At 39.9% G+C, this 23,871-nt stretch carries 24 protein-coding genes; 14 read left to right on the forward strand and 10 right to left on the reverse strand.

The window, feature by feature from the left end; genetic code table 11:
* The first annotated feature begins 158 nt into the window (after window positions 1–158).
* The 4 genes from HMPREF0014_RS12380 to HMPREF0014_RS12395 all read left to right on the forward strand — a co-directional run bounded on the left by HMPREF0014_RS12380 (window position 159) and on the right by HMPREF0014_RS12395 (window position 3,273).
* Window positions 159–995, forward strand: coding sequence for a hypothetical protein (locus tag HMPREF0014_RS12380; RefSeq protein WP_006581656.1), 837 nt, complete (start codon window positions 159–161; stop codon window positions 993–995).
* Complete coding sequence (locus tag HMPREF0014_RS12385; RefSeq protein WP_004887094.1) at window positions 992–1,420, forward strand: hypothetical protein; 429 nt, start codon at window positions 992–994, stop codon at window positions 1,418–1,420. Before HMPREF0014_RS12380 ends, HMPREF0014_RS12385 begins: the two co-directional genes overlap by 4 nt.
* 122 nt (window positions 1,421–1,542) lie before the next feature.
* On the forward strand, window positions 1,543–2,112 hold the full coding sequence (locus HMPREF0014_RS12390) for a TetR/AcrR family transcriptional regulator (RefSeq protein WP_004887092.1): 570 nt from the start codon (window positions 1,543–1,545) through the stop codon (window positions 2,110–2,112).
* Between the two features lie 141 nt (window positions 2,113–2,253).
* The gene (locus HMPREF0014_RS12395) at window positions 2,254–3,273 is read left to right on the forward strand and encodes an MBL fold metallo-hydrolase (protein WP_004887089.1); all 1,020 of its coding nucleotides are present in this window, start codon (window positions 2,254–2,256) and stop codon (window positions 3,271–3,273) included.
* A gap of 70 nt (window positions 3,274–3,343) precedes the next feature.
* Here the strand turns inward: HMPREF0014_RS12395 and HMPREF0014_RS12400 are convergent, their stop codons facing one another.
* Window positions 3,344–4,042 (reverse strand): type 1 glutamine amidotransferase domain-containing protein, encoded by a 699-nt coding sequence (locus HMPREF0014_RS12400; RefSeq protein ID WP_006581658.1) that lies wholly within the window; start codon window positions 4,040–4,042, stop codon window positions 3,344–3,346.
* A 156-nt stretch (window positions 4,043–4,198) separates the two neighbouring features.
* On the opposite strand from HMPREF0014_RS12400, the gene HMPREF0014_RS12405 reads away from it, so the two are divergent.
* A complete protein-coding gene (locus HMPREF0014_RS12405; protein WP_002050803.1) occupies window positions 4,199–4,615 on the forward strand; it encodes a MerR family transcriptional regulator in 417 nt (138 codons plus the stop codon).
* 76 nt (window positions 4,616–4,691) lie between these two features.
* The gene (locus HMPREF0014_RS12410) at window positions 4,692–5,498 is read left to right on the forward strand and encodes a type 1 glutamine amidotransferase domain-containing protein (RefSeq protein ID WP_004887086.1); all 807 of its coding nucleotides are present in this window, start codon (window positions 4,692–4,694) and stop codon (window positions 5,496–5,498) included.
* 67 nt (window positions 5,499–5,565) lie between these two features.
* Here HMPREF0014_RS12410 and HMPREF0014_RS12415 read toward each other — a convergent pair whose 3' ends face one another.
* The 4 genes from HMPREF0014_RS12415 to HMPREF0014_RS12430 all read right to left on the reverse strand — a co-directional run bounded on the left by HMPREF0014_RS12415 (window position 5,566) and on the right by HMPREF0014_RS12430 (window position 9,661).
* Window positions 5,566–6,141, reverse strand: a complete 576-nt coding sequence (locus tag HMPREF0014_RS12415) for a dihydrofolate reductase family protein (protein WP_004887085.1) — start codon at window positions 6,139–6,141, stop codon at window positions 5,566–5,568.
* Between the two features lie 208 nt (window positions 6,142–6,349).
* Window positions 6,350–7,417, reverse strand: coding sequence for a saccharopine dehydrogenase NADP-binding domain-containing protein (locus HMPREF0014_RS12420; protein WP_004887084.1), 1,068 nt, complete (start codon window positions 7,415–7,417; stop codon window positions 6,350–6,352).
* 15 nt (window positions 7,418–7,432) lie between these two features.
* Complete coding sequence (locus HMPREF0014_RS12425) at window positions 7,433–8,671, reverse strand: NADH:flavin oxidoreductase/NADH oxidase family protein (protein WP_002050809.1); 1,239 nt, start codon at window positions 8,669–8,671, stop codon at window positions 7,433–7,435.
* 159 nt (window positions 8,672–8,830) lie between these two features.
* The gene (locus tag HMPREF0014_RS12430; protein ID WP_000542615.1) at window positions 8,831–9,661 is read right to left on the reverse strand and encodes an alpha/beta hydrolase; all 831 of its coding nucleotides are present in this window, start codon (window positions 9,659–9,661) and stop codon (window positions 8,831–8,833) included.
* A 317-nt stretch (window positions 9,662–9,978) separates the two neighbouring features.
* On the opposite strand from HMPREF0014_RS12430, the gene HMPREF0014_RS12435 reads away from it, so the two are divergent.
* Window positions 9,979–10,875 (forward strand): hypothetical protein, encoded by an 897-nt coding sequence (locus tag HMPREF0014_RS12435; RefSeq protein WP_004887080.1) that lies wholly within the window; start codon window positions 9,979–9,981, stop codon window positions 10,873–10,875.
* 53 nt (window positions 10,876–10,928) lie between these two features.
* On the opposite strand, the gene HMPREF0014_RS12440 is transcribed toward HMPREF0014_RS12435, so the two are convergent.
* Genes HMPREF0014_RS12440 through abaQ form a run of 3 tightly spaced genes read right to left on the reverse strand, consistent with a single transcriptional unit; the run spans window position 10,929 to window position 14,828 of the window.
* Window positions 10,929–12,503: an aldehyde dehydrogenase (NADP(+)) gene (locus HMPREF0014_RS12440; RefSeq protein WP_004887078.1), complete on the reverse strand. Its 1,575-nt coding sequence runs from the start codon at window positions 12,501–12,503 to the stop codon at window positions 10,929–10,931.
* An 11-nt stretch (window positions 12,504–12,514) separates the two neighbouring features.
* The gene (gene araD1, locus HMPREF0014_RS12445; protein WP_004887074.1) at window positions 12,515–13,513 is read right to left on the reverse strand and encodes an AraD1 family protein; all 999 of its coding nucleotides are present in this window, start codon (window positions 13,511–13,513) and stop codon (window positions 12,515–12,517) included.
* A gap of 10 nt (window positions 13,514–13,523) precedes the next feature.
* The gene (gene abaQ / locus HMPREF0014_RS12450) at window positions 13,524–14,828 is read right to left on the reverse strand and encodes a multidrug efflux MFS transporter AbaQ (protein ID WP_004887071.1); all 1,305 of its coding nucleotides are present in this window, start codon (window positions 14,826–14,828) and stop codon (window positions 13,524–13,526) included.
* A gap of 170 nt (window positions 14,829–14,998) precedes the next feature.
* Here abaQ and HMPREF0014_RS12455 point away from each other — a divergent pair, with 170 nt between their 5' ends.
* Complete coding sequence (locus tag HMPREF0014_RS12455; protein WP_004887070.1) at window positions 14,999–16,732, forward strand: IlvD/Edd family dehydratase; 1,734 nt, start codon at window positions 14,999–15,001, stop codon at window positions 16,730–16,732.
* Between the two features lie 83 nt (window positions 16,733–16,815).
* Window positions 16,816–17,532, forward strand: a complete 717-nt coding sequence (locus tag HMPREF0014_RS12460) for a FadR/GntR family transcriptional regulator (protein ID WP_000029961.1) — start codon at window positions 16,816–16,818, stop codon at window positions 17,530–17,532.
* Between the two features lie 67 nt (window positions 17,533–17,599).
* Here the strand turns inward: HMPREF0014_RS12460 and HMPREF0014_RS12465 are convergent, their stop codons facing one another.
* Both HMPREF0014_RS12465 and HMPREF0014_RS12470 read right to left on the reverse strand, forming a co-directional pair.
* Window positions 17,600–18,394: a TorF family putative porin gene (locus HMPREF0014_RS12465; RefSeq protein WP_004887069.1), complete on the reverse strand. Its 795-nt coding sequence runs from the start codon at window positions 18,392–18,394 to the stop codon at window positions 17,600–17,602.
* Between the two features lie 81 nt (window positions 18,395–18,475).
* Window positions 18,476–19,390 carry a LysR family transcriptional regulator gene (locus HMPREF0014_RS12470; protein WP_004887067.1) on the reverse strand — a complete coding sequence of 305 codons (915 nt, stop codon included), beginning with the start codon at window positions 19,388–19,390 and terminating at the stop codon, window positions 18,476–18,478.
* Between the two features lie 100 nt (window positions 19,391–19,490).
* On the opposite strand from HMPREF0014_RS12470, the gene HMPREF0014_RS12475 reads away from it, so the two are divergent.
* From HMPREF0014_RS12475 to HMPREF0014_RS12495, 5 genes are all read left to right on the forward strand, one after another.
* Window positions 19,491–20,597, forward strand: a complete 1,107-nt coding sequence (locus HMPREF0014_RS12475) for a muconate/chloromuconate family cycloisomerase (RefSeq protein WP_004747037.1) — start codon at window positions 19,491–19,493, stop codon at window positions 20,595–20,597.
* Between the two features lie 23 nt (window positions 20,598–20,620).
* Entirely contained in the window at window positions 20,621–20,911 is a 291-nt protein-coding gene (catC, locus tag HMPREF0014_RS12480; RefSeq protein WP_000897237.1) for a muconolactone Delta-isomerase, read from the forward strand.
* A gap of 160 nt (window positions 20,912–21,071) precedes the next feature.
* Complete coding sequence (gene catA / locus HMPREF0014_RS12485) at window positions 21,072–21,992, forward strand: catechol 1,2-dioxygenase (RefSeq protein ID WP_004708601.1); 921 nt, start codon at window positions 21,072–21,074, stop codon at window positions 21,990–21,992.
* 134 nt (window positions 21,993–22,126) lie between these two features.
* Window positions 22,127–22,798 carry a 3-oxoacid CoA-transferase subunit A gene (locus HMPREF0014_RS12490; RefSeq protein ID WP_004887065.1) on the forward strand — a complete coding sequence of 224 codons (672 nt, stop codon included), beginning with the start codon at window positions 22,127–22,129 and terminating at the stop codon, window positions 22,796–22,798.
* Between the two features lie 18 nt (window positions 22,799–22,816).
* Complete coding sequence (locus HMPREF0014_RS12495) at window positions 22,817–23,470, forward strand: 3-oxoacid CoA-transferase subunit B (protein WP_004887060.1); 654 nt, start codon at window positions 22,817–22,819, stop codon at window positions 23,468–23,470.
* Window positions 23,471–23,871 lie beyond the last annotated feature (401 nt).

Here is a 23,871-nt window from a genome sequence, read left to right on the forward strand (position 1 = left end):
TTGAAAGTGCATAATCAATTGCTTGCTGTTTAAATTCAGCACTAAAACGTTTGGCCATTTCTTGGATCTCCAAAGTTAACGTTACGTTATCTTTAGAGGGAAGTACTGTCCATTATTTTGGCTAGGATCATATTAAAGATTTCTATAATAGTAAATTTATGACGAAACCATCAGGAGTCAAATTTAAAGTTAAAGGCTATTCAAGTGGCTCAGTTCAATGTTCAGATGAGAAAATATTTAAATTCAAGTATTTTAATAAAGACTGGATGGATATTGTCATTAACCGAAAGACAAAACATGTCTTAATTGATTTACGTGTAAATTTTGTCGATGGAGGAGCGGTAGGTCTTTTTAATGGTAACTCAGTCCCTCCTATGCAAATTTCCTTTAAGAAAATTAAGCCATATAGTACTCAAACCAAAACTTTCGATCAGCTTCGCCAATTAGCATTAGATGGTATCAATTATTATTGGGGTAGAAATCATACGCATCCGACCGGAAAAAATATAAAAATTAATGGAGATGAATATGAAGTTTTTGTAAAGGCTAAACCTTCCGAAGTTCAAGCTATGCCCGAAATGAAACTTACATTTGTAACTAATGTAAACCCGAATGATCTAATGTTCCGTAGTTCTAACTGGGCACTTTCCAGAAAAACTGCCTACATGACAGGATACTTAAAATTCGATAATGGTTGGTCTTTTTATGAGTATTCTTTATCTGATAAAAAGTTTAAAGAGACAATAGCTCATGAGACTGGCCATGCAATTGTTGAAACATATGCAGGTTTCAATGAATCAGTTACACATCATGGATCATCAGGCTATGATCAGAATCCTAAAGCTGGAACCATATATCCAAAAACTGGTGAAATCGATCTAATGAAATATGCAAAGGGTAATCTACTTACCATATCTGGTTGGGATACACGCATGGTAGCGAACGAAAAAGATACGATGGGATTGTTATTTATTTCAGGGATTTCTAAAAAATGAAAAAATATTTAATATTCTTTTTTCTTATACTCTCGTGTTCAATTGCTTCAGGTTGTACAAAAAAAATTTTATATTTAACTCCTGAAGCAACTGGTTATCTTTATGACAGTAAAACTAAACAGCCTCTACACAATGTAAATGGATATATAGGTTTCTATTTACCTGATGAAAAATCAACAACCATAAGAGTAAGTAATGATGGTAGTTTTACTATTAAACCATTAACAAAAGAATATTTTTTCATTGAACCTAGTTTAGAGGATTATAAAAATCTTCCGCCATTAATTTATATTAGCTTTAAAAATTATCAAAACAAAACATTAGATTACTCAGGAAAATTTAATGAACAAGTTCCAGAAGAAAAAGCTAATTTTGAACATTATAAAAAAATTGATCTCGGTAAAGTTTACTTAGATCCTGAGTAAAAGTTTTACTCAGTCATATAACTCAATCCTAAAAGCCCTTCTTTGAGGGCTTTTTTTATTTTGCTTGCATTTTTTCTATTTTTATTTATGATTGAGTAATCACTCAATTAATCTGTTTGTATATGGCTCGTCCTCGTAGTGAAGATAAACGTAATGCAATTTTAAGTGCTGCTATCGAAACATTAGCAGAGCTTGGCGAACGTGCGTCTACTTCAAAAATTGCTAAAGTTGCTGGCGTGGCAGAAGGCACTTTATTTACCTATTTTAGTAATAAAGAAGAATTGCTTAACCAGTTATATCTTTCGCTCAAGGCTGAGCTACGTCAGGTCATGATGCTTGGTTACCCTACCAACTCAGATTTACAAACACAAATGTCGCATATCTGGCAAAGTTATTTGGACTGGAGTTTAGAAGCTCCCCTTAAACGTAAAGTAATGGCGCAGCTTTCGACCTCAGAACAAATTACTGAGCAAAGCAAACAAATTGGTATGCAAACCTTTTGTGACTTTACTCAAAACATTCAAGAACGTATTAACGATGGCAAATTAAGAGATTATCCACCGTTATTTATTGCTTCGATTTTAGGTGCGCTTGCCGAGGTTACACTTAATTTTATTGCCCAAGACCCTTCTCAAACCGAGCTTTATCGCAAATCTGGTTTTGAAGCGTTTTGGCATGCAGTTTCAATATAAATCATAGAATAAGGATGCGCGGCGTCCTTATTTTTAAACCAATTAATGAGTGAGTAAATACTCATTTAAATGAATTAAAATAAGCACTTAACCCAAGTTCTTATTTGTACATATAGGTTTGTTCCAATAAGGAAAAACAAGATGACTATTTCAAACACAACAAACTTGCCTTCTCCCTTAATGCCATCTCAGCAGCACAATGGCAAATTTAGAAATACGCGTCCGAACCAACACAAGCCTTCTTTTGGTAAAACACTTCAACTTATGTGGAAGTTTCTTTTTAACAAACCAAAAGACACAGTACCCAACAAAGAAATTCCTGTTTTAAGTTTGTCAAAAGAACAGCTTTTAAGTGCACCTGACCGCTCTCTATTTCGTTTGGGCCACTCAACCATTTTGTTAAAACTGCAAAATGAGTTTTGGTTAACCGACCCTGTTTTTTCTGAACGTGCTTCACCTTTTCAATGGATTGGTCCAAAACGTTTTCACCAGCCACCGATTAGCATTGCAGACTTACCACCCATTAAAGGTGTGATTCTGTCGCATAACCACTACGACCACCTCGACTACCATGCGGTTATGCAGCTTAACGATAAAGTTGAACATTTCTTAACGCCGCTTGGTGTAGGCGATACACTCATTAAATGGGGAATTCCAGCAGAAAAAGTTCAACAACTCGACTGGTGGGACACCACGCATGTAGATGGACTTGAACTGGTCGCTACCCCTGCCCATCATTTTTCAGGCCGTGGTATGGGCGATAGCAATGCAACGCTTTGGGCTTCGTGGGTGATTATTGATAATGACTTACGTGTGTTTTTTAGCGGTGACACGGGATATTTTGATGGGTTTAAAGAAATTGGACATCGTTATGGTCCGTTTGATTTGACCATGTTAGAAACTGGCGCTTATGACCCTGAATGGCCCGATGTTCATATGCAACCAGAGCAAACTTTACAAGCACATTTAGACTTAAAAGGACGTCATTTGTTGCCTGTACATAATGGTACTTTTGACTTGGCGCTTCATGCTTGGGACGACCCGTTTGAACGTATCGTGGCTTTGGCTCATGAAAATAATTTAGCCATTAGCACACCGCAAATGGGACAAATTTTGAACTTAAACGAGCCGAATGTTGAAAATTATTGGTGGCGTTCATAGTTCGATAAAAATAAGCCGAACACTCCATTTGCAGTATTCGGCTTATCTTATTTATAACTTTGAATAATTTTCACAAAGCACTCTTTTCAAGCGTTTCTATAATCGCTAAAGCCGTCTTCTTAGCTGAAAACGGGTTTTGACCAGTAATCAAATTGCCATCTTGAACGACATACGGCGCAAAAGGAATAAAAGCCTTTTCATAACGAGCGCCATATTCTTTAGCGAGCTCTTCGGCATTGTACGGCACTTTTTTCGCTACCCCTGCCAGAACCTCTTCACTCCATGCAAAGCCAGTTAACTTTTTACCTTCTATGAGTCGCTTGCCATTTGAAAGTCTGACGTGAAGCAAACCGCAATAACCGTGGCATACACTCGAAACAATGCCACCTTTTTCATAAATATTTTTGGTGATTTCTTGCAGTTCAGGATTATCTAAAAAGTCCCACATCACACCGTGACCACCCGTGTAATAGATCACGTCATAATCTTGCCAATGAATATCGGAAGGCTTAAAAGTATTTGCTAACAAGGTAATAAAAGCTTGGTCTTTTTCTCTGGCTTTAACAGATTTATCTGCAACCAAAGGCGCAAGCGATTTAGGCTCGATCGGGGTTTTTCCGCCATTTGGGCTGACAATATCTTGCACATAACCTTGCTTTTCAAATTCATCATAAGCATGAGTGAGCTCGCCCAACCACAGTCCTGTCGGCTCATCTACATCCTTATAGCGTGAAATATTGGTCACGACATGTAATATGCGTTTAGACATTTTCTCACCTCATTTTTCATATTTATAATTCTATTCTTTCATCTATCAAAGCATAGAAAGCTGTTACTGAAAGTGTGTGCTTGGTAAAGTTATGAACCTTGATTTTAAGTAACTATAAGTCTAAAGTTAACTTGAATGTCAATAGAGTATGTGGCTATGAATATTAGCGAGTTATCGAAACTAAGTGGTTTAAGTACCCCTACAATTCGTTATTACGAGCAAATCAAACTCTTGCCTAAAGCAAAAAGAAAGTCGAATGGTTATCGTGAATATACAGATAACGATTTAAAGCAACTTTCTTTAATTCAACAGGCCCAGCAAGTTGGTTTTTCTTTAGCAGAAATTAAATCATTTTTACCGTCAAAAGTGACTACTTGGAACCATGACGCACTCATCCAAACACTTGAATCTAAAATTCAGGAAATCGAACTTTTAGAACAAAAGCTTAAAGTCAGTAAGCAAAATTTACTCACCATGATTGAAGCAATTAATAACAAACCCGATGAAATTACCTGTGAAGAAAATGCCGAACGCCTTATGAATCTCTATTACGATAAATCAAAAACGCCGTAAACCTATAGAATTCTATTGACCTTAAAGTACACTTTAAACATACGATGGACCACAGGTGATAAATGAGGAACCTGTGATGTTTAAAGTGTGGAATTTTCAACGTTGGTTAAGCATTATTTTTACCATTCTTTTATCTACAAATGTGGTTTATGCCGCAGGTTCAGATAAAGCTCAAAGCCTTGCAAAAACAAGTGGAAAAATTTTAGTCGTAATGACTAATCACTCGGCTTACCCTTCTCGTTCAGATAAAACAGGACTTTGGCTAACCGAGCTCACCCATTTTTATGATGTTGCATTAGCTGCCGGCTATGAAATGGACTTTGTAAGTCCTTTAGGTGGTGAAGTGCCTCTAGATGAACGTAGCTTAAAGTCTATTTACTTAGACAAATCCGCTCGTCAGCATTTAGCCGACCCAGCATTTATGCAACGGTTAAAAACAACATTAGCTCCGAACGCGATTAATCCTACCCAGTACAAAGCCATTTACTATACGGGTGGGCACGGTACCATGTGGGATTTCCCAAATAATAAAACTTTGCAAAACATTAGCGAACAGATCTATGGCCAAGGTGGAGTCGTTTCAGCAGTTTGTCACGGCGTAGGTGGTTTATTACCTTTACAGGATGAAAATGGCAAACCGTTAATTGCAGGTAGAACTGTTACGGGTTTTGCAAATATAGAAGAAACACTTTCAGGTATTAAGTCTCAAGCTCCATTTTCTTTACAAAATGGACTCATTGAACGTGGTGCAAAATATAAACAAGCTTTTATTCCGTTTACCTCATATGTGGTTTCAGACGACAGAATTATTACTGGACAAAACCCTCAGTCGAGTAAAGAAATTGCCGAAGCAGTCGTTAAACGTTTAAGCAGCATAAAATAAATCTAAAAAGACGAATTACAGACCAGCCTTGTAATTCGTCTTTTTCATATAAATATTATAGAAAAAATTAACCAACCTTTTGATAGTGAAGAGCTATCGCACTAGAAGCAAAAGTTTTATTTTCAATAAGTTTAAGATTGGTCTTTTGCTGAATACCTTGAAATAGCGGCAAGCCACTACCAATTAAAACGGGCGAAACCGTAATTTTATATTCATCAATTAAACCAAGTTGCATGAGATAGTGTGCAAACCGTGGACTCCCCAAAATCACCATATCCTTGCCCGGTTGCTGCTTGAGCTTATTAATTTCTTCTTCAACATGATCTTTCACAAGTCTGGAATTATTCCATTCAACAGTATCTAAGGTGGTTGAAAAAACGATTTTTTCAGTCTTTTCAATCCACTCAGCATGATTTCGTTCATGCTCCGAAGCTTCGGGGTTTGAAAGCATGGTTGGCCAATAATTATGCATCATCTGGTAAGTCGCACGTCCCCAAATTACCGTATCGGCAGTGCTCAAGATTTCTTTTGCATGATTTGCCAAATCGGCATCGTAAGCAATCCAACCTATGTCCATTGCCCCATTTGGACCTTCGACAAAACTATCAAGCGATGCATGTAGAAACAGTATGAGTTTTCTCATTTTCATTCCTTTGTTATGAATAAGATTTATCGCTTTTTAGTATATTCAATTTAAATGATTTCTTATGGAGTGTTTTGTTTTCTGATTTTTCTTGTATCTATATAGCTCTATATCTTCCTGAAATATTTATAAATTATATAAATGACCCGAACAAGAATGGCTCCTTATTCGGGTTATCTATAAACGTACTGTTTTAATAAAGGCTTGGTTACGTAATGACTAGCGGGCCAGAACCCGGCAACTCGGTCACTAGCTTATAGCCCATCAGTTTTGCGGGTGTATGTGTACCGCCTTTAACGGTATTTCTGAGTAAATAATTCACCACAGTCAGTGAGCCATTTACGGTAAGACTATAGGCGTTTTCCGTTTGAATACGGGCAGTTTTGATTTCCCCACGTGCATTTCTTGCTTCACCCCAAACATAGGTAGGTACTTTCGCTCGAAGCTCCTCATTTGGCCCCACAACCGTTTTTTCAATACGTGATTTAATAAACTTCTGCACAGCATTGATTTTTAATACTGGGCGTACATAGTTCAGCATTTTTGCACCAAAAATCATTTTAGGAAATGCAGGTACAAACACCTCAATGTTTGGAATGCCGGTTGTATAGAACGCTGTCGATACGTCTCCCCAAGGAACACTCATGGCACTTTTTTTGCCATCACCAAAATCAATAGTCCGGACATAATGTGCTAACGGAACAGTGGTAATTTTTCCGTTTTTACGAATTTTTCCACCTTCGGCCATGCCTTCTGTACTTGTTTTGGCTGTACCCGGTGAAAACCCAGTTCTAGAGTCAAAACCAAGCGCTAAATGGGTCGCATCTGGTAGTGCTTCTTTCAAGGCAGCAGCAACACAGTCTGTTGGAATTACATCGAAACCGACACCCGGACAAAGCACAATATCGGCTTTTTCGGCTTGGCTGTTAAGTGACTGTGCCAACTCAAATACTGAGATTTCGCCCGTAATATCTAGATAGTGAGCACCTGCCTTTATACAAGCTTCCATCATGGGTTTCGATGTCGCTGAAAAAGGCCCTGCACAATGCATAACCAGTTTAAAACCTTGGAGTTGCTCACTTATTGCATCTACGTTATCAAGTCCAAAAGCTTTATAGTCAAGTCCCAACTCTTGAGCAAGTGCTTCAACCTTAGCTTTGTTACGGCCAGCCAAAGTCGGTTTTAGACCTTGGCGTACAGCTTCACGAGCGATTAATTCGCCCGTGTAGCCATTTGCTCCATAAATTAACCAGTTTGAATCGTTAAGATTTGTCATAACACAACTCACTTTTTAAGAAGCAAATGAATAGTTACGCATGCCTTTTTTATACTGGCGAGTACGGCATGACATCGCTGATTGTTGCAAAATTAAAGCCCAAGCTGGTGAAACATTTGGTTTTGTTTTTTTACCAGCACTTAAATTACGTAACTGGAATTTGACCACAGCCATATTGGCAAGTGAAGCCAATGTTTTATTTTCCCATGTAATTGGTTTGAGTTCAGGTGAAATATTTTGGCCTTGTTTCCAAGCATTTGGCAAATTAGGTTCAATCGCTAAAGCTGTGGCTATACCGACCATATCTACACCACTTTCAATTACTTTTTCTGCCACTTGTTTACGGCGTATGCCACCTGTCACCATAACAGGCATTTTGGCAACTTTACGAATTTCTTGTGCAAATTCTAAAAAATAAGCTTCACGGGCAAGTGTACGACCATCACGTGCCTGACCTTGCATTGCAGGCGCTTCATAGCTACCACCTGAAAGTTCAACCAAATCGACTGCATGCTCATTTAACATTTTGACCACTTGCTGAGCATCTTCAGCGCTAAAACCGCCACGCTGGAAATCGGCTGAATTTAGTTTCACTGCGACCGTAAACTGTGGCGAAACCACTTTACGAACCGCTTCCACAATCTCAATTAAAATACGAGCGCGGTTTTCTAAAGAACCGCCCCAACGATCTTGGCGTTTATTGCTGAGTGGAGAAAGAAACTGGCTTAATAAATATCCATGCGCTGCATGAATTTCCACACCAGTAAATCCTGCTTTTTCACCTAAACGTGCCGTGTTTGCAAAACGCTGAATCACTTCTGCAATCATAGATTCAGTCATTTCAATTGGTGTGTTAAAGCGATTTGACATTTTGCCAAGATCAAGTGAAATTGCAGAAGGCGCCCAAGTCTGCTGACCTAGGTTAGCTTGCATTTGTCGACCCGGATGGTTAATTTGAAGCCAAACCTGAGCACCTTTGGAACGGCTAATTTGTGCCCATTTTTTGAAAGTATCTAGATGCTTTTCATCTTCAAGCACTACGCCGCCCGGTCCAGTCATCGCTCGGCGGTCTACCATCACATTTCCGGTAATGATTAGACCTACGCCACCATTTGCCCAAGCCTGATATAAACGCATTAATTCTTCTGATGGTGCATGGTTTAAATCAGCCATATTTTCTTCCATTGCCGCTTTAGCAATACGATTAGGAACATATGAGCCATTTGGGAATACTAATTTTTCGAACACTTTCATTGGAATGACCTCATTCAGTATGGCTTTACTTTAAGATTAAAGCTAACTTTAATGTCAATACCTTTTATTATTTCTCTATTTATTACTTTTAATTTCAATTTCTTATAAATAAAAAAGAGGCACTTAATAGGCCTCTTTTTTAAAGTTTATAGCTTTAAATTATTCGCGAATAAACGCTAATAAGTCCGCATTAATTACTTCATGGTTTACGGTTAACATACCGTGAGAAAAACCTGGGTAGATTTTGAGTTGGCTATTTTGAAGTAACTCAGCAGATTTCACACCAGACGTTTTATAAGGCACGATCTGGTCGTCGTCACCATGTAATACCAAAACAGGAATAGTGATTTTCTTTAAATCTTCAGTAAAGTCAGTTTGTGAGAATGCAACAATACCATCGTAATGTGCTTTTGCACTGCCCGTCATACCCTGACGCCACCAGTTAGCAATAATACCTTCAGATGGTTTCGCATCTGGTCGGTTAAAACCATAGAATGGGCCAGATGGAAGGTCTCGGAAAAATTGTGCACGGTTTGTGAGAACCTGATTTTGAAGGTCATCAAAAACTTCTTTTGGTAAACCTTCAGGATTATTTTCAGTTTTAACCATAAGCGGTGGTACTGCACTGACAAGAACAGCTTTCTTAACGTTTTCTTGACCATGACGTGCAATATAGTGAGCCACTTCACCACCACCTGTTGAATGGCCAATATGAATTGCATTTTTAATGTTCAGATGTTTAACCACTTCTGCAACATCATCTGCGTAATGGTCCATATCGTGACCATCCCATACCTGACTCGAACGCCCATGTCCACGGCGGTCATGAGCAACTACACGAAAACCTTCTTTAAGGAAAAAAAGCAATTGTGTATCCCAATCATCTGAACTCAAAGGCCAACCATGATGAAAAAATAGAACTTGGGCATCACGTGGTCCCCAATCTTTATAAAAAATCTCTACACCGTCTTTTGTCGTTACGTATCCCATCTTCGTTCTCCTGCTAAACAACTACTTATAGATTGGTTATAAAATTTGAATATTGATACTAAGCTTAAAGTTAACTTTAAGGTCAATTACTTTAATTGTATTTTTAAAATAAAATTTATATGAAAGCACGGCCTTAAACTCTTCTCATCTTTCCCCTTTTTTATTTCATTTAAATGTCAAAGCCTTTAGCCATCAAAATTAAAATCTTGACTTTAAAGTGAACTTTAAACTTATAGTTTCTGTAGTGGTTCTAAATTAACACGTCTTCATATGGACAGCATCAGATACTCGGTCAATTAATGTAAAGGTGAATTTTCATGGATATAAAACAACAATTTACTGAGGTTGAATTTGGACAACAAAAAATCAAAGTACCCAAAGGTGGTTATTATGACCGTTTTAGAATGAATCCCGATTTAGATGAAGTCGCTCAAGACCCTGCTGCTGGCAATATCGACTTTTTCCGTCATATTCCTAAAAAAATTATGGAGTCCCGTGTAGGTCCTGTTTGGGCACCCAACTTTTATTATCGTAGCGCAAATGTGCAACTGCTGATGCTTGCACCTATTAAACAGATTAAAGCAAAACTTCCTGCTGACTTAACACCATTACAACCCTTCCCGGGTTATGGGTTGGTCGCTGTTACGTTCTTTACCTATTCGGTTTGTGACAATGACCCTTATAACGAAGTGTCGATTGCGATTGTGGTACGCAAGCCTAATGCGCATGTGCCACATATTGCAGAACTAATCAAATCGATGCGCCAACGTCATTTTTATGCACATGTTTTAGCGTTACCTGTCGATACAGAAATTGCCAGAGTGCGGGGTGTATATGGTTACCAGTTACCGAAATGGCTGACTAAAATTGACGTGAACATTAACTCAAAAAGCGTTCAAGCCAATATTTTTGATCTTAATGGTAAGTTAGATTTAAGTTTAGAGACTGCTGTCCCCCCTTTAAAACATGTTGACTCTGAAACACATATTAATAAAGCAACCATGCTACATGTTGTTGATGGTAAATGGCACCAGACAGAGGTTCAATCAAACATTCTTTCTTTCGCGCAAAAACTTTTTCCAAAGAAAGTAAGATTAGTGAAAAATGAAGGCCCTTTAACAAAGTTATTAAATGAACTAGGTGCTTCAAAAATTTTGCGTTTAGATGTTATAGAAGATGCACAAGTCGTGCTTAATTTGCCTACTCCGCTATAGATTTATTATTCGAAATATAAAAAAGAGACCTTCATATGGTCTCTTTTTATTTTTTAGATTGCTTCTCTAGTCATCTCACCATTGACCAGTCTTAAAATCTGCAACGGGTTGCTGTCTTTTAAAGCTTCCGGCAATAAACTTTGCGGATAGTTCTGGTAACACACAGGTCTTAAGTAACGGTCAATGGCCAAGGTTCCAACTGAAGTGCCTCTTGCATCTGAAGTGGCTGGGTATGGCCCGCCATGTACCATCGCATCACAGACCTCAACACCCGTTGGGTAGCCATTGATGAGTAATCGACCGGCTTTTTCCTCTAGTACAGGAACTACATCAGCAAACTCGGTTAAGTCAGTTTCATCGGCAATTAAAGTCGCAGTCAGCTGACCATTCATGCTTTGTAGCGCCTGAATGAGTTGGGCTTTATCTTCAACTTCAATAATGACTGTGGTTGGCCCAAAGATTTCTTCTTGTAAAAGCTGATCACCCGCCAGTAATAACTCAATATCCGCTTTAAACAGTTGTGGCTGAGCCTGATTGCCTTGTTGAGTTTGACCTGCCAAATGCTTAATGCCTTGATGCTCAGTTAAGTGCTCAAGGGCAGCGGTATAACTTTTTAAGGTTCCGGCATTGAGCATAGTTTGCGCAGGTTTAGCACCCATAATTTCAGTCAGGTTGCTAATGAGCTGGCTAAATTCAGCTGATTTAATACCCAAGATTAAGCCCGGATTGGTACAGAACTGACCACAGCCTAAAACCACCGAATCAGCCAAGTCCTGTGCAATTTTTTCACCACGGTTTTTTAAGGCTTCTGGCAACATCAACATCGGATTAATACTGCTCATTTCAGCAAACACAGGAATCGGTTGTGGACGAGCTGCGGCCATGTCACATAAAGCTCGTCCGCCACGCAGTGAACCCGTAAAACCTACAGCCTGAATTAAAGGATGCTTCACTAAAGGTTCACCTACGCCATTACCGTAGATCATGTTAAACACACCTTTAGGCATATTTGATTTTTCTACGGCACGTTCAATTGCCTGCGCTACGAAATCTGCTGTCGCCATATGTCCACTATGGGCTTTTACTACTACCGAACATCCAGCCGCTAGTGCCGAAGCAGTGTCACCACCCGCAGTTGAGAATGCTAAAGGAAAGTTACTTGCCCCAAACACTGCAACAGGGCCAACACCGATTTTAATCTGGCGCAGGTCTGGCCGAGGTAAAGGCTGACGCTCTGGTAAAGCAGTATCAATACGGGCACCTAAAAAGTCACCACGGCGCAGCACTTTGGCAAATAAACGCATTTGTCCACTGGTACGGGCACGTTCACCTTGTAAGCGTGCAAGTGGCAGAGCGGTTTCCTGTGAAACGATTTCAAGAAAATCTGTACCTAATGCATCGAGTTCATCGGCAATATTTTCTAGAAAAACAGCACGCTGTTCAGGAGACGTATGGCGGTAAGTCTTAAACGCTTGACTGGCTGCTTCACAGGCCTGATTGACCTCTTGCTCGGTTGCATGGTGAAACTCATAAGGCAAAGTTTCGCCCATTGTTGCATTTACACTTTTCAATAAGCTTATACTTTGTGCTCTACGTGAACCGCCAATAAAGTTGTGTCCAATGACCATTTTTATATTCCTTAGAGAGTAATAACTGAACCGATCGGTAATTCAGGTTGCATATGAGCAAGTTTATTTCTGAGTGGATGCCCGAACTCTTTCATTTCTATTTCAAACTCATCATTAACTTGTGCTTGAATACCATCGGCAAAAGATAGAGTCGCTGTACCGAAATAATGGATATGTACATCGCCTGCTTTTAAGAATTGTTGATACTTAAAGTGGTGATATTCGAGATTTGCCAAGCTATGACACATATTGTCTTCACCCGACAAAAACTCTTTTTCCCAAATGATTTGTCCATCACGGCGCAAACGGCTAGTTCCGACTAAATGTTTTGGTAATTCGCCTGTCCGTAAAGCGGGACCAAAACTACAAAAACGTAATTTTGAATGAGCCAAATATAAATAATTACGACGCTCCATTACGTGATCAGAATATTCATTGCCCAGCGCAAACCCGATTCGGTAAGGCTTTAGGTCTTCTCCAATAACATAGAGGCCTGCAATTTCAGGTTCTTCGCCGCCGTCTTCGGCAAATGGAGGTAAAGGCAGCTCTGCTCCCGGTCTTACCACAATTGAACCATCGCCTTTATAAAACCATTCTGGCTGTGCCCCGATCTGACCTTCTGCTGGACGCCCCTTTTGTAGCCCCCATTGAAATATTCGCATAGTGTCGGTCACCGAGCTGTCATCACTTAAATTTTGTTGATGCATTTTGTCGCGTGCAGATGCAGAACCTAAATGGGTTAAACCTGTACCGGAAATTAAACAATGCGTTGAATCTGGATGATCTAAAGGCGGCAATACCTTTAAGTCTGCTAATAACGATGAATAATCATAAGTTTCGGACTCAAACCCTAACGCCTCAACTTGTTGTTCCAGTGAAACTTTATTGCGGATTGCTAAAAGTGCTAAATCACGAACAGATTGAATATCTTTAACCGGATATGCCATGTTGCCTTCTACTTTCGCGACGGCACGTTGATTTGCACGATTCTCAAATTGAATAATTTGCATGTTTTATTCCTTACAAAGGCTTTTGAATATTCACTGTTTGTGTTTTTTGGCGTTCGAGCTTGGCATAGACGATGTAAGTCAGAATCAAGCCAAAAAGCATGACGATAGATAAGAAATACAAACCAGCAGCCATATTTCCCGTGTATTCTTTTAACAGTCCGATCCCAAATGGACCGACATAGCCACCTAAATTTCCAACAGAGTTAATTAAGGCAATACCAGCTGCTGCACTTGCACCTGTTAAGAAACGACCTGGTAATGTCCAAAACACGGCAGTCGATGAAAATAGACAGAACGCAACTATAGCCAAAGCTGCCAACTGCATAACTGGAGAGTTTAGCCAACCACTTAAAAACATTGCACAAGCACCTAGTGCATATAGAAAACTTAAGTGTCCGTAACGATCGTTCAGGCGGTCAGTACTACGCGGAATAATGAGGAGTCCAATAATTCCAAAAATATAGGGAATGCTAGATAAGAACCCAATTTGAATATCACTACCTCCGCCAAATTGCTTAATAATGGTAGGAAGCCAGAGATTTAAACCATAAATACTTAAAGTTACCGGTAAATAGTAGAGTGCTAATAAAAGTACGCGTTTGTCTTTTAAGGCATGTAGTGGATTGGCATGTCGGATTTGGTCATATTCGGCTTCATCTTTAATGAGTTCATTTTTAAGCCATTGTTTTTGTTCAATGCTTAACCACTTTACTTTATCAATCTTATCGGGTAGCCACAGAAATGTCGGTAAAGCCAATAAAACCGCGGGCAAGCCAACTGCAACGAACAACCATTGCCAGCCGTGCAAATTTGCAATGCCATCCATTCCAAGTAATAGACCCGCTAAAGGCCCTGCAATCATCATGGCAATCGGTTGTGAAAGCACAAACATTCCCATGATTTTTCCACGATGCCGCACCGGATACCACTGTGTAATCAGGTATAAAACACCAGGGAAAAAACCTGCCTCAGCAACACCGAGTAAAAACCGTAAGAGATAAAAACTTTTAGGGCCCTGAATAAGCGCCATGGCCATGGTGATGAGGCCCCATGTTAATAAAATGCGGGTAAACCATTTACGAGCACCAAATTTGTCTAAAAGCAAATTACTTGGAACTTCAAAAAGAAAATATCCAATAAAAAATAAGCCAGCTCCTAGACCATAGGCAGCATCACCAATTCCTACATCGGCACCCATATGCAAATGAGCGAACCCGACAGCGGCCCGATCAATGTATGCCACCAGATATAGTATGACTAATGCAGGTATCAGCTTAAACGTGACCGTCCGTATTACATCCTTTTCGAAATCCATGTTCGACTCCATTTCCTATTATTTACTTATAGAGCATCTTGCTCGTAAATTATCCTTTCAATTTAAAATATAGTAATACTATTTAAATTTCAAACCTTTTAAAAATAAAATTTATGGTGTATTTTTTAATTCAATTAATTCTAATAGTAATACTATATAGGGAAATTTGTATGAATAACAAACAAGTTCTTCGTTCGGCTGCCTGGTTTGGTACAACGGATAAAAATGGCTTTATGTATCGTAGCTGGATGAAGAACCAAGGAATCCCAGATCATGAGTTTCAAGGCAAGCCCATCATTGGGATTTGTAATACGTGGTCTGAACTCACCCCATGTAATGCGCATTTTCGAAAAATTGCCGAACATGTAAAAAAAGGGATTTTAGAAGCGGGCGGCTACCCTGTTGAATTCCCTGTGTTTTCAAATGGTGAGTCGAATTTACGTCCTACCGCCATGTTTACCCGTAACTTAGCCAGTATGGATGTCGAAGAAGCTATTCGTGGTAACCCTATTGACGGTGTGGTCTTACTAACAGGTTGTGACAAAACTACACCTGCATTATTAATGGGTGCCGCAAGCTGTGATATTCCAGCCATTGTAGTGACTGGCGGTCCAATGCTGAATGGTAAGCATAAAGGCAAAGACATTGGTGCAGGTACTATCGTTTGGCAAATGCATGAAGAATTAAAAGCAGGCAAAATTGATTTAAATGAATTTTTATCTGCCGAGTCTGGTATGTCACGCTCGGCTGGTACATGTAACACCATGGGCACCGCTTCTACAATGGCGTGTATGGCTGAAGCCCTAGGCACTTCTTTACCCCACAATGCGGCCATTCCAGCGGTAGATTCTCGCCGTTATGTGTTGGCTCATCTTTCTGGTATGCGTATTGTTGATATGGTTCATGCAGATTTACGTCTTTCTAAAATCTTAACCAAAGAAGCCTTTGAAAATGCCATTAAGGTCAATGCAGCTATTGGTGGTTCAACCAATGCCGTAATTCACTTAAAAGCAATTGCCGGACGCATTGGGGTTGATTTACAACTCGATGACTGGAACCGTGTTGGCCGCGGTATGCCAACCATTGTCGACTTACAGCCTTCGGGTCGTTTTTTAATGGAAGAGTTCTATTATAGCGGCGGCTTGCCAGCCGTAATTCGTCGTATGGGTGAAGCCAATCTCTTGCCAAATCCACAAGCTTTAACCGTAAACGGTCAAACCATTTGGGAAAACTGCCAGCAATCACCTATTTATAACGATGAAGTGATTCGGAAAATAGATAACCCAATTCGACAAGATGGCGGCATGTGTATTTTACGCGGTAATTTAGCGCCTAAAGGTGCAGTGCTTAAACCATCTGCTGCCACACCGGAGTTGATGAAACACCGTGGTCGTGCAGTCGTATTTGAAAACTTCGATGATTATAAAGCCCGGATTAATGACCCAGATCTAGATGTCGATGAAACTTGTATTCTTGTGATGAAAAATGCCGGCCCTAAAGGCTATCCGGGCATGGCAGAAGTCGGAAATATGGGACTACCACCAAAAATTTTAGCCAAAGGCATTACCGACATGGTCCGTATTTCCGACGCACGTATGAGTGGAACAGCTTATGGCACTGTAGTTTTGCATGTTGCTCCAGAAGCCATGGCAGGCGGGCCTTTGGCTGTAGTTCAAAATGGCGACTTTATCGAACTTGATGCCTATGCTGGAAAACTTCACCTAGAAGTGAGTGATGAAGAACTTAAGCAACGTCTTGAAAATTTAGCGCCTCCAGCTCCACCAAGTTTTATTGGCGGCTACCGTAAGCTCTATGTAGAACATGTTTTACAAGCCGATGAAGGCTGTGATTTTGATTTCTTGGTCGGTTGCCGCGGCTCGGAAGTTCCACGTCATTCTCATTAATATTTATTCTTGAAAAAGATGATCTTGTTAAAACACAAGGTCATCTATACCATAGGATATTCAACATCTCGTAATAGTGAAATATGAGTAAAGCTGACTATAAAAATCCTATTCCAAGCAAAAGCCAACATGCATTAATTGTTCAACAATTGGGATTAAAAATCGTTTCTGGAGAAATCTCAGAAAATGAAAAACTCCCAAGTGAAGTTGATTTATGTGAGGAATATAAAGTCAGCCGCCCTGTCTTTCGCGAAGCCATCCGTGTTTTAAATGCTAAAGGTTTAACTTACTCAAGACCTAAAATCGGGACTGTGGTTAGACCTAAAGAAGAATGGCATTTGCTCGATCCGGATGTATTGTTTTGGTTGATTCAAACAACCCCTGAACACGAGTTTTTTAAAACCCTTTCTACTGTACGACGCGTTTTAGAACCAGAGCTTGCTTATATTGCCGCAAGTACAGCAAATGAAGAAGATATTGAGCGTATTAAGCAAGCCTATGAAGGCATGGAAAAAGCGACAACAGTTGAAGAGTTTATAGAACCCGATATTCAGTTTCACTTAGCAATTGCTAAAGCAACGCATAATGATTTATTGGCTTATATGTCAAAAATGTTGGTTTTACCTTTGCAGCAATCAATTCAAGTGACAAGTCTACGTCCAAATTTACAAGGCCATTCGCTACCAAGACATAAAGCAATTTTGACAGCAATTGAAAATAAAGATCCGCTCTCTGCTCGCCATGCTTCACTCGTTCAGCTAGATGACACTAAGATGGCTTATGATTTAATTAAAAAATAATTTTCTCTATGTATTAGAAAAAGCCTGCTGACTCTAAATTAAAGTGATCAGGCTTTTTATTTATAAATTAGAACACCTTTTTTACAGAGACTGTAAAAGTTGAATCAATTGGATTTGAAATAGGTGCGCCCGGCTCACCATTGCTATACTTTTTATAATAAGCATTTTTATCCCATGCCTTGGTATAGGCTAATCCTGTACTCCAACCATCACCTAAATCTTTAATTACTTCGGCTTTAACATCTTGAAAGTTCGACTCTGAAAAGTTTTTGATTCTTTCATAGCCATAGTGGGCACCAAAAGTCCAAGTTTCACTGATCGGCTGGGTAAAGTTAACATCTAAATAACTTGATCCTCTTGACCTTTTACCAGCAGGTCCACCCATGGTTTTAGAGTTATAACCAGCATAATCTGGCGTGTAAGTCACAAAGTATTTGAGGCTTAAAGGACCATAGCCAATTTGAGGTACGATTTCACCATAGTTATAACTCGTATTTCCCGTTTCTGGTGTACTTTTCGCGCCTGGATAGTAATAATAAAAAATAGACATACCAATCGAGAATTTATCGATTGTTTTTAAATAACCTGTATAAAAATCCCATTCAACTGAAGCATCTCGCAGATAGTTGGAACTTACACTTGATGCCCAAGTTCCTACAAAAAAACCACTAGGATTGGCATAATCCAGTCCACCTTGTAAGGCTGGTTTACCCCAAGTTTGTTGGAAACCACGTGAAATATATTGACTAGCAAAAGTCACATTCGCGCTATAAGGAGAAGTTTTTTCTTGTTCTTTTAATTGTTCCGCATGTAAAACGCTAGTAGACATAATAAGTGAAGCTAAACCTAAAATTTTTCTCATTCAATAATTCCTTTTACATATTACCTATAGGTTTAAAGTTTTAAAATAACATGAAATATCCAGTTTAAGAACCTTAAAAGTTTATAAATTCAAGTTTCTAGACACATCTTCTTCGCTATAGATCTCTTCAATGCAATCTAAAATTTTAGGAATATAGGAACTTTGGTCCATGTTGCGCATGGATAGAGAGATGGGACTATAGGCTTCTAGGTCTAAGATATTTAAATAAGTTAGATTCTTCATTCCAATGTCGCAGGCGCTTTCCGGAATAATACAAATACCCTCACCGGACGCCACTAAGCCAAGTGCCATATGAATTTCTCGTACTTCAGTCAGCTTGGCTGGGACAAGACCTAATTTGGTAAATAAAGCTTGAATAGTGGTCGAAAAATTTGGTTTAGGTGTAGTTGGATAAGAAAAAATTGTCTCATTAATAATTTGAGATAAATAAATTCCTGTCTCTTGGAAATCACTTAATGGGTGTTTTTTATGGATTGCGAGTTTTAACTTTTCTTTTCTAAGCAGAAGTCGCTTAATCGCTGGATCACTAATTGGTAATCGCCCAAATCCTAAATCGATTTTGCCAAGTTTTAATGCTTCTACCTGATCTCGTGTACCACACTCAATAAGCTCAACATGAATGTCAGGATTTTTTTGCCTAAATAGATAGATGACTTGTGGTAATCGCCCATAAAGAAGCGAACTCACATAACCCACTTTAACAACGTTCTCGACCAGCTTCATTTTTTTAGCCATCGAAGCAGCTTGAGCGGTGTGAGTCAAAATTTGCACCGCATGCTGGTAAAAAAACAGCCCTGCTTCCGTTACTTTTAATGGACGAGAGCCTTTTTCGAATAAATCGATCCCTAATTCTTCTTCTAGTTTTTTGATTTGGCGTGTTAAAGGTGGCTGAGCAATAAAAAGCTTTTCTGCGGCTTTCGTCAGACTCTGTTCTTCAACAACGGTAACAAAATAACGTAGATGTCTTAATTCCATTAATATACCTTTTTAGTATCTTAAAATACCGTTCTATATCTATTTTAGGCTATTACATTCTTCTATGGTATACAAACAAGTTCGTAATAGTTGAAACTTCATGTATAGAACCATAGAAACCATACTTGTGGATATTCCAACTATCCGTCCTCACCAGTTGTCTGTGACTACTATGCGTACCCAGACTTTGGTACTCGTTAAAATTACGACCACGGATGGTATTGTCGGTTGGGGTGAAGCCACCACCATTGGTGGGCTGAACTATGGTGAAGAAAGTCCTGAGAGTGTCAAAGCCAATATTGATACCTACTTTGCACCATTACTGACATCAGTTAAAGATTTAAATGTTGCACAAACACTTAAACTGATTCGTAAAAATATTAATGGTAACCGCTTTGCTAAGTGTGCCATTCAGACTGCCCTACTTGATATTCAGGCCAAACGTTTAGGTGTGCCATTAAGCGAAGTTTTAGGTGGACGTCTGCGTAATAGTTTACCTGTGCTTTGGACGCTTGCGTCTGGTGACACGGAAAAAGATATTGCTGAAGCTCGCAAAATGATTGAGCTAAAGCGCCATAACACGTTCAAACTTAAAATTGGTGCACGTCCTTTACAGCAAGATGTTGACCATGTGATTGCGATTAAAAAAGCATTAGGTGCTGATGTTAGTGTACGTGTAGATGTAAACCGTGCATGGTCAGAACTTGAATGTATTCATGGTATTCAACAGCTCCAAGATGGTGGAATCGATTTAATCGAACAACCATGTGCAATTCAAAATACCGAAGCTCTTGCTCGCCTCACCCATCGTTTTGATGTAGCCATTATGGCAGATGAAGCTTTAACTGGACCTGACAGTGCATACCGTATTGCAAAAAATCATGGTGCAGATGTATTTGCCGTCAAGATTGAACAATCTGGTGGCCTGATTGAAGCATGTGAAGTTGGCAAAATTGCTGGTTTGGCTGGTATCGACCTATATGGCGGCACCATGCTTGAAGGTCCTGTAGGAAGTATTGCATCGGCCCATGTATTTGCAACCTTTGAAACATTAGCGTTCGGCACTGAATTATTTGGTCCGTTATTACTTACCGAAGAAATTTTAAAAGAGCCGCTACGTTACGAAAACTTTGAATTGCATTTGCCAACAGCTCCGGGCTTAGGCATTGAAATTGATGAAGATAAGATTGAGAAATTACGTCGTTAAGGCAACAGGATAAGGAGTTTCCCATGTTATTTCATGTACGTATGGATGTGCATATTCCACTTGATATGCCAGCCGACAAAGCAAATGAAATTAAGGCCGTTGAAAAAGCTTATTCGCAAGAATTACAACGCCAAGGTAAATGGCGTCATATCTGGCGAATTACAGGCCAGTACTCGAACATCAGCATTTTTGATGTCGAGAGCAATGAAGAATTGCACAACATTTTACAGGGTTTACCTCTCTATCCATACATGGACATTGAAGTGATGGCAATGAACCGTCACCCATCTTCTGTTCGTGATGATGATTCGTAAATCCAAAGAATGTTTTAAATGTGATCTCTGAAGTCCATTTAAAAACCAAGCAGATTATTCAGAAGGTAACAAGGAACGTGGCGGCACTTATTCGCTAGCAAAACAAAATGCCCGCAGCGCTGCCACCCAAAACCGTATTGCATACTTAAGGAGTTTTAGTATGAACCGTCAACAAATTGATGCGCTTGTAAAACAAATGAATGTCGACACAGCAAAAGGTGAAGTCGATGCACGTGTTCAACAAATTGTAGTGCGCCTTCTTGGGGATTTATTTCAAGCCATCGAAGATTTAGACATCCAGCCTTCTGAAGTTTGGAAAGGTTTGGAATATTTTACCGATGCAGGTCAAGCAAATGAACTTGGTCTTTTGGCTGCTGGCTTAGGTTTAGAACATTATCTTGACTTACGTGCAGATGAAGCAGATGCCAAAGCTGGTGTTACTGGCGGCACACCACGTACTATTGAAGGTCCACTTTATGTAGCTGGCGCGCCTGAATCAGTTGGTTTTGCACGTATGGATGATGGAACTGAAACTGGCAAAATCGATACCTTAATTATTGAAGGTAAAGTAACTGACACGGATGGCAATATTATTGAAAATGCTAAAGTTGAAGTATGGCATGCCAACAGTTTAGGTAACTATTCATTCTTTGATAAGTCTCAATCTGACTTTAACTTACGCCGTACCATTTTCACTGATACAGATGGTAAATATGTAGCGTTAACCACTATGCCAGTTGGTTATGGATGCCCTCCTGAAGGTACAACACAGGCTCTTCTTAACAAGTTAGGCCGTCATGGTAACCGTCCATCTCACGTTCACTACTTCGTTTCTGCACCGGGTTACCGCAAGCTAACTACTCAATTCAACATTGAAGGTGATGAGTACTTATGGGATGACTTTGCCTTCGCTACTCGTGACGGTTTAGTGGCAACAGCAGTAGATGTAACAGACCCTGCTGAAATTCAACGCCGTGGTTTAGATCACGCTTTCAAACACATCACATTTAACATTGAATTGGTTAAAGAAGCCGCTGCTGCTCCTTCAACTGAAGTTGAACGTCGTCGCGCTAGTGCTTAATTGAAAGTGTATGTGAGTTAAAAGTTCGCTTTTGACTCACAAAATTTACTCCATTTATTACTACCATTAAGAATTTCAATAAATTTTTAGCGGTAGTAATACATTACGTTACCTCATGCTCTAAGGTTTCTCACATGATTGACAAAAGTAGGTCCTCACTAAGCGAGGTTTTATCGCAGATTAAAGATGGTGCAACCATACTGATTGGTGGTTTTGGTACCGCAGGACAACCCGCTGAACTCATTGACGGTCTGATTGAACTCGGTGTTAAAGGCTTAACCATTGTGAGCAACAATGCCGGTAATGGTGACTATGGTCTGGCTAAACTGCTTAAAGCCGGTTCAGTAAAAAAAGTCATTTGCTCTTTCCCACGTCAGTCAGATTCTTATGTGTTTGATGAACTATACCGTGCCGGAAAGGTGGAACTTGAGGTTGTACCGCAAGGTAATCTGGCTTGTCGTATTCAGGCTGCCGGTATGGGTTTAGGTGCTGTATTTACTCCAACAGGCTTTGGAACTCTTTTGGCCGAAGGTAAAGAAACTCGTGAGATTGATGGTAAAGATTACGTACTTGAATATCCGATCAAGGCTGACTTCGCCTTGATTAAAGCCTATAAGGGCGACCGCTGGGGTAATCTGGTTTACCGTAAATCTGCACGTAACTTTGGCCCGATCATGGCCATGGCTGCTGATGTCACCATTGCTCAGGTTTCTGAAGTGGTGGAGCTGGGTGGATTAGACCCAGAACACATCATTACCCCGGGTATCTTTGTACAGCATGTTGTACAAGTAACGCCAGCACAGTAAGCAATAAGGAGAAATAACATGAGCTACCAGAAACTCAGCCGTGACCAGATTGCACAACGTGTGGCACAAGATATTCCAGATGGCGCCTATGTGAACTTGGGCATTGGCTTACCAACCAAGATTGCCAGCTACTTACCTAACGATAAAGATATTTTCCTTCATTCTGAAAATGGACTATTGGCATTTGGCCCACCACCAGCTGCAGGTGAAGAAGACCCTGAACTGATTAATGCAGGTAAAGAGTTTGTGACCATGCTTGAAGGCGGCAGCTTTTTCCACCATGGTGACTCATTTGCGATGATGCGTGGTGGTCACCTTGATATTGCCGTGCTTGGTGCCTTTCAGGTTGCAGCCAATGGTGACTTGGCGAACTGGCACACCGGTGCGCCGGATGCGATTCCTGCGGTGGGTGGTGCGATGGATTTGGCAGTTGGTGCCAAGAAAGTATTTATCACCACAGACCATGTGACCAAACAAGGTGAACCAAAGATTGTCGCTGAGCTCACTTATCCGGTAACGGGTAAGCACTGTGTGGATCGTATTTACACCGACCTGTGTGTGATTGATGTGACCAAAGATGGTTTAAAGGTGATTGAGAAAGTTGAAGGTCTTAACTTTGATGAGTTACAGGCTTTTACGGGCGCAACTTTGATCGATGCCACTCAAGGGTAAAGTTTACACAGCATAGCCAATGCTACTACTGTCATTGCCTGTAAATGATAGTGGTCTTCGAAAGCCCTTTGTATAGGCAGTACCTTACTTTTTAAGGATAAAAAGTAACAAAAATCCTTTGTTACTCAGACACAACATCCCTGTTGTGCTGAGCAACGAGGCGACATCCATGTCGCCAACGCGAAACATTGAATGGAACTCTTTGAATACGGTTCTTGCTTATTAATTTGGATTTTACCGTAATTCGCTATTGTGACAGGCGACATGGATGTCGCCCGTTGGACAGGGAGGCATGGAAGCCTCCTCTGTTCAACAAAGGTTTTTGGTTACTTTTTTAAAAAAGTGACATGAATTAACTACTGGCATTTGACTCAACACGATAAGACTCCGTCATGACTACT

The sequence above is a fragment of the Acinetobacter sp. RUH 2624 genome (assembly GCF_000162375.2).
In the GTDB taxonomy this organism is placed as follows: Bacteria; Pseudomonadota; Gammaproteobacteria; order Pseudomonadales; family Moraxellaceae; genus Acinetobacter; species Acinetobacter nosocomialis.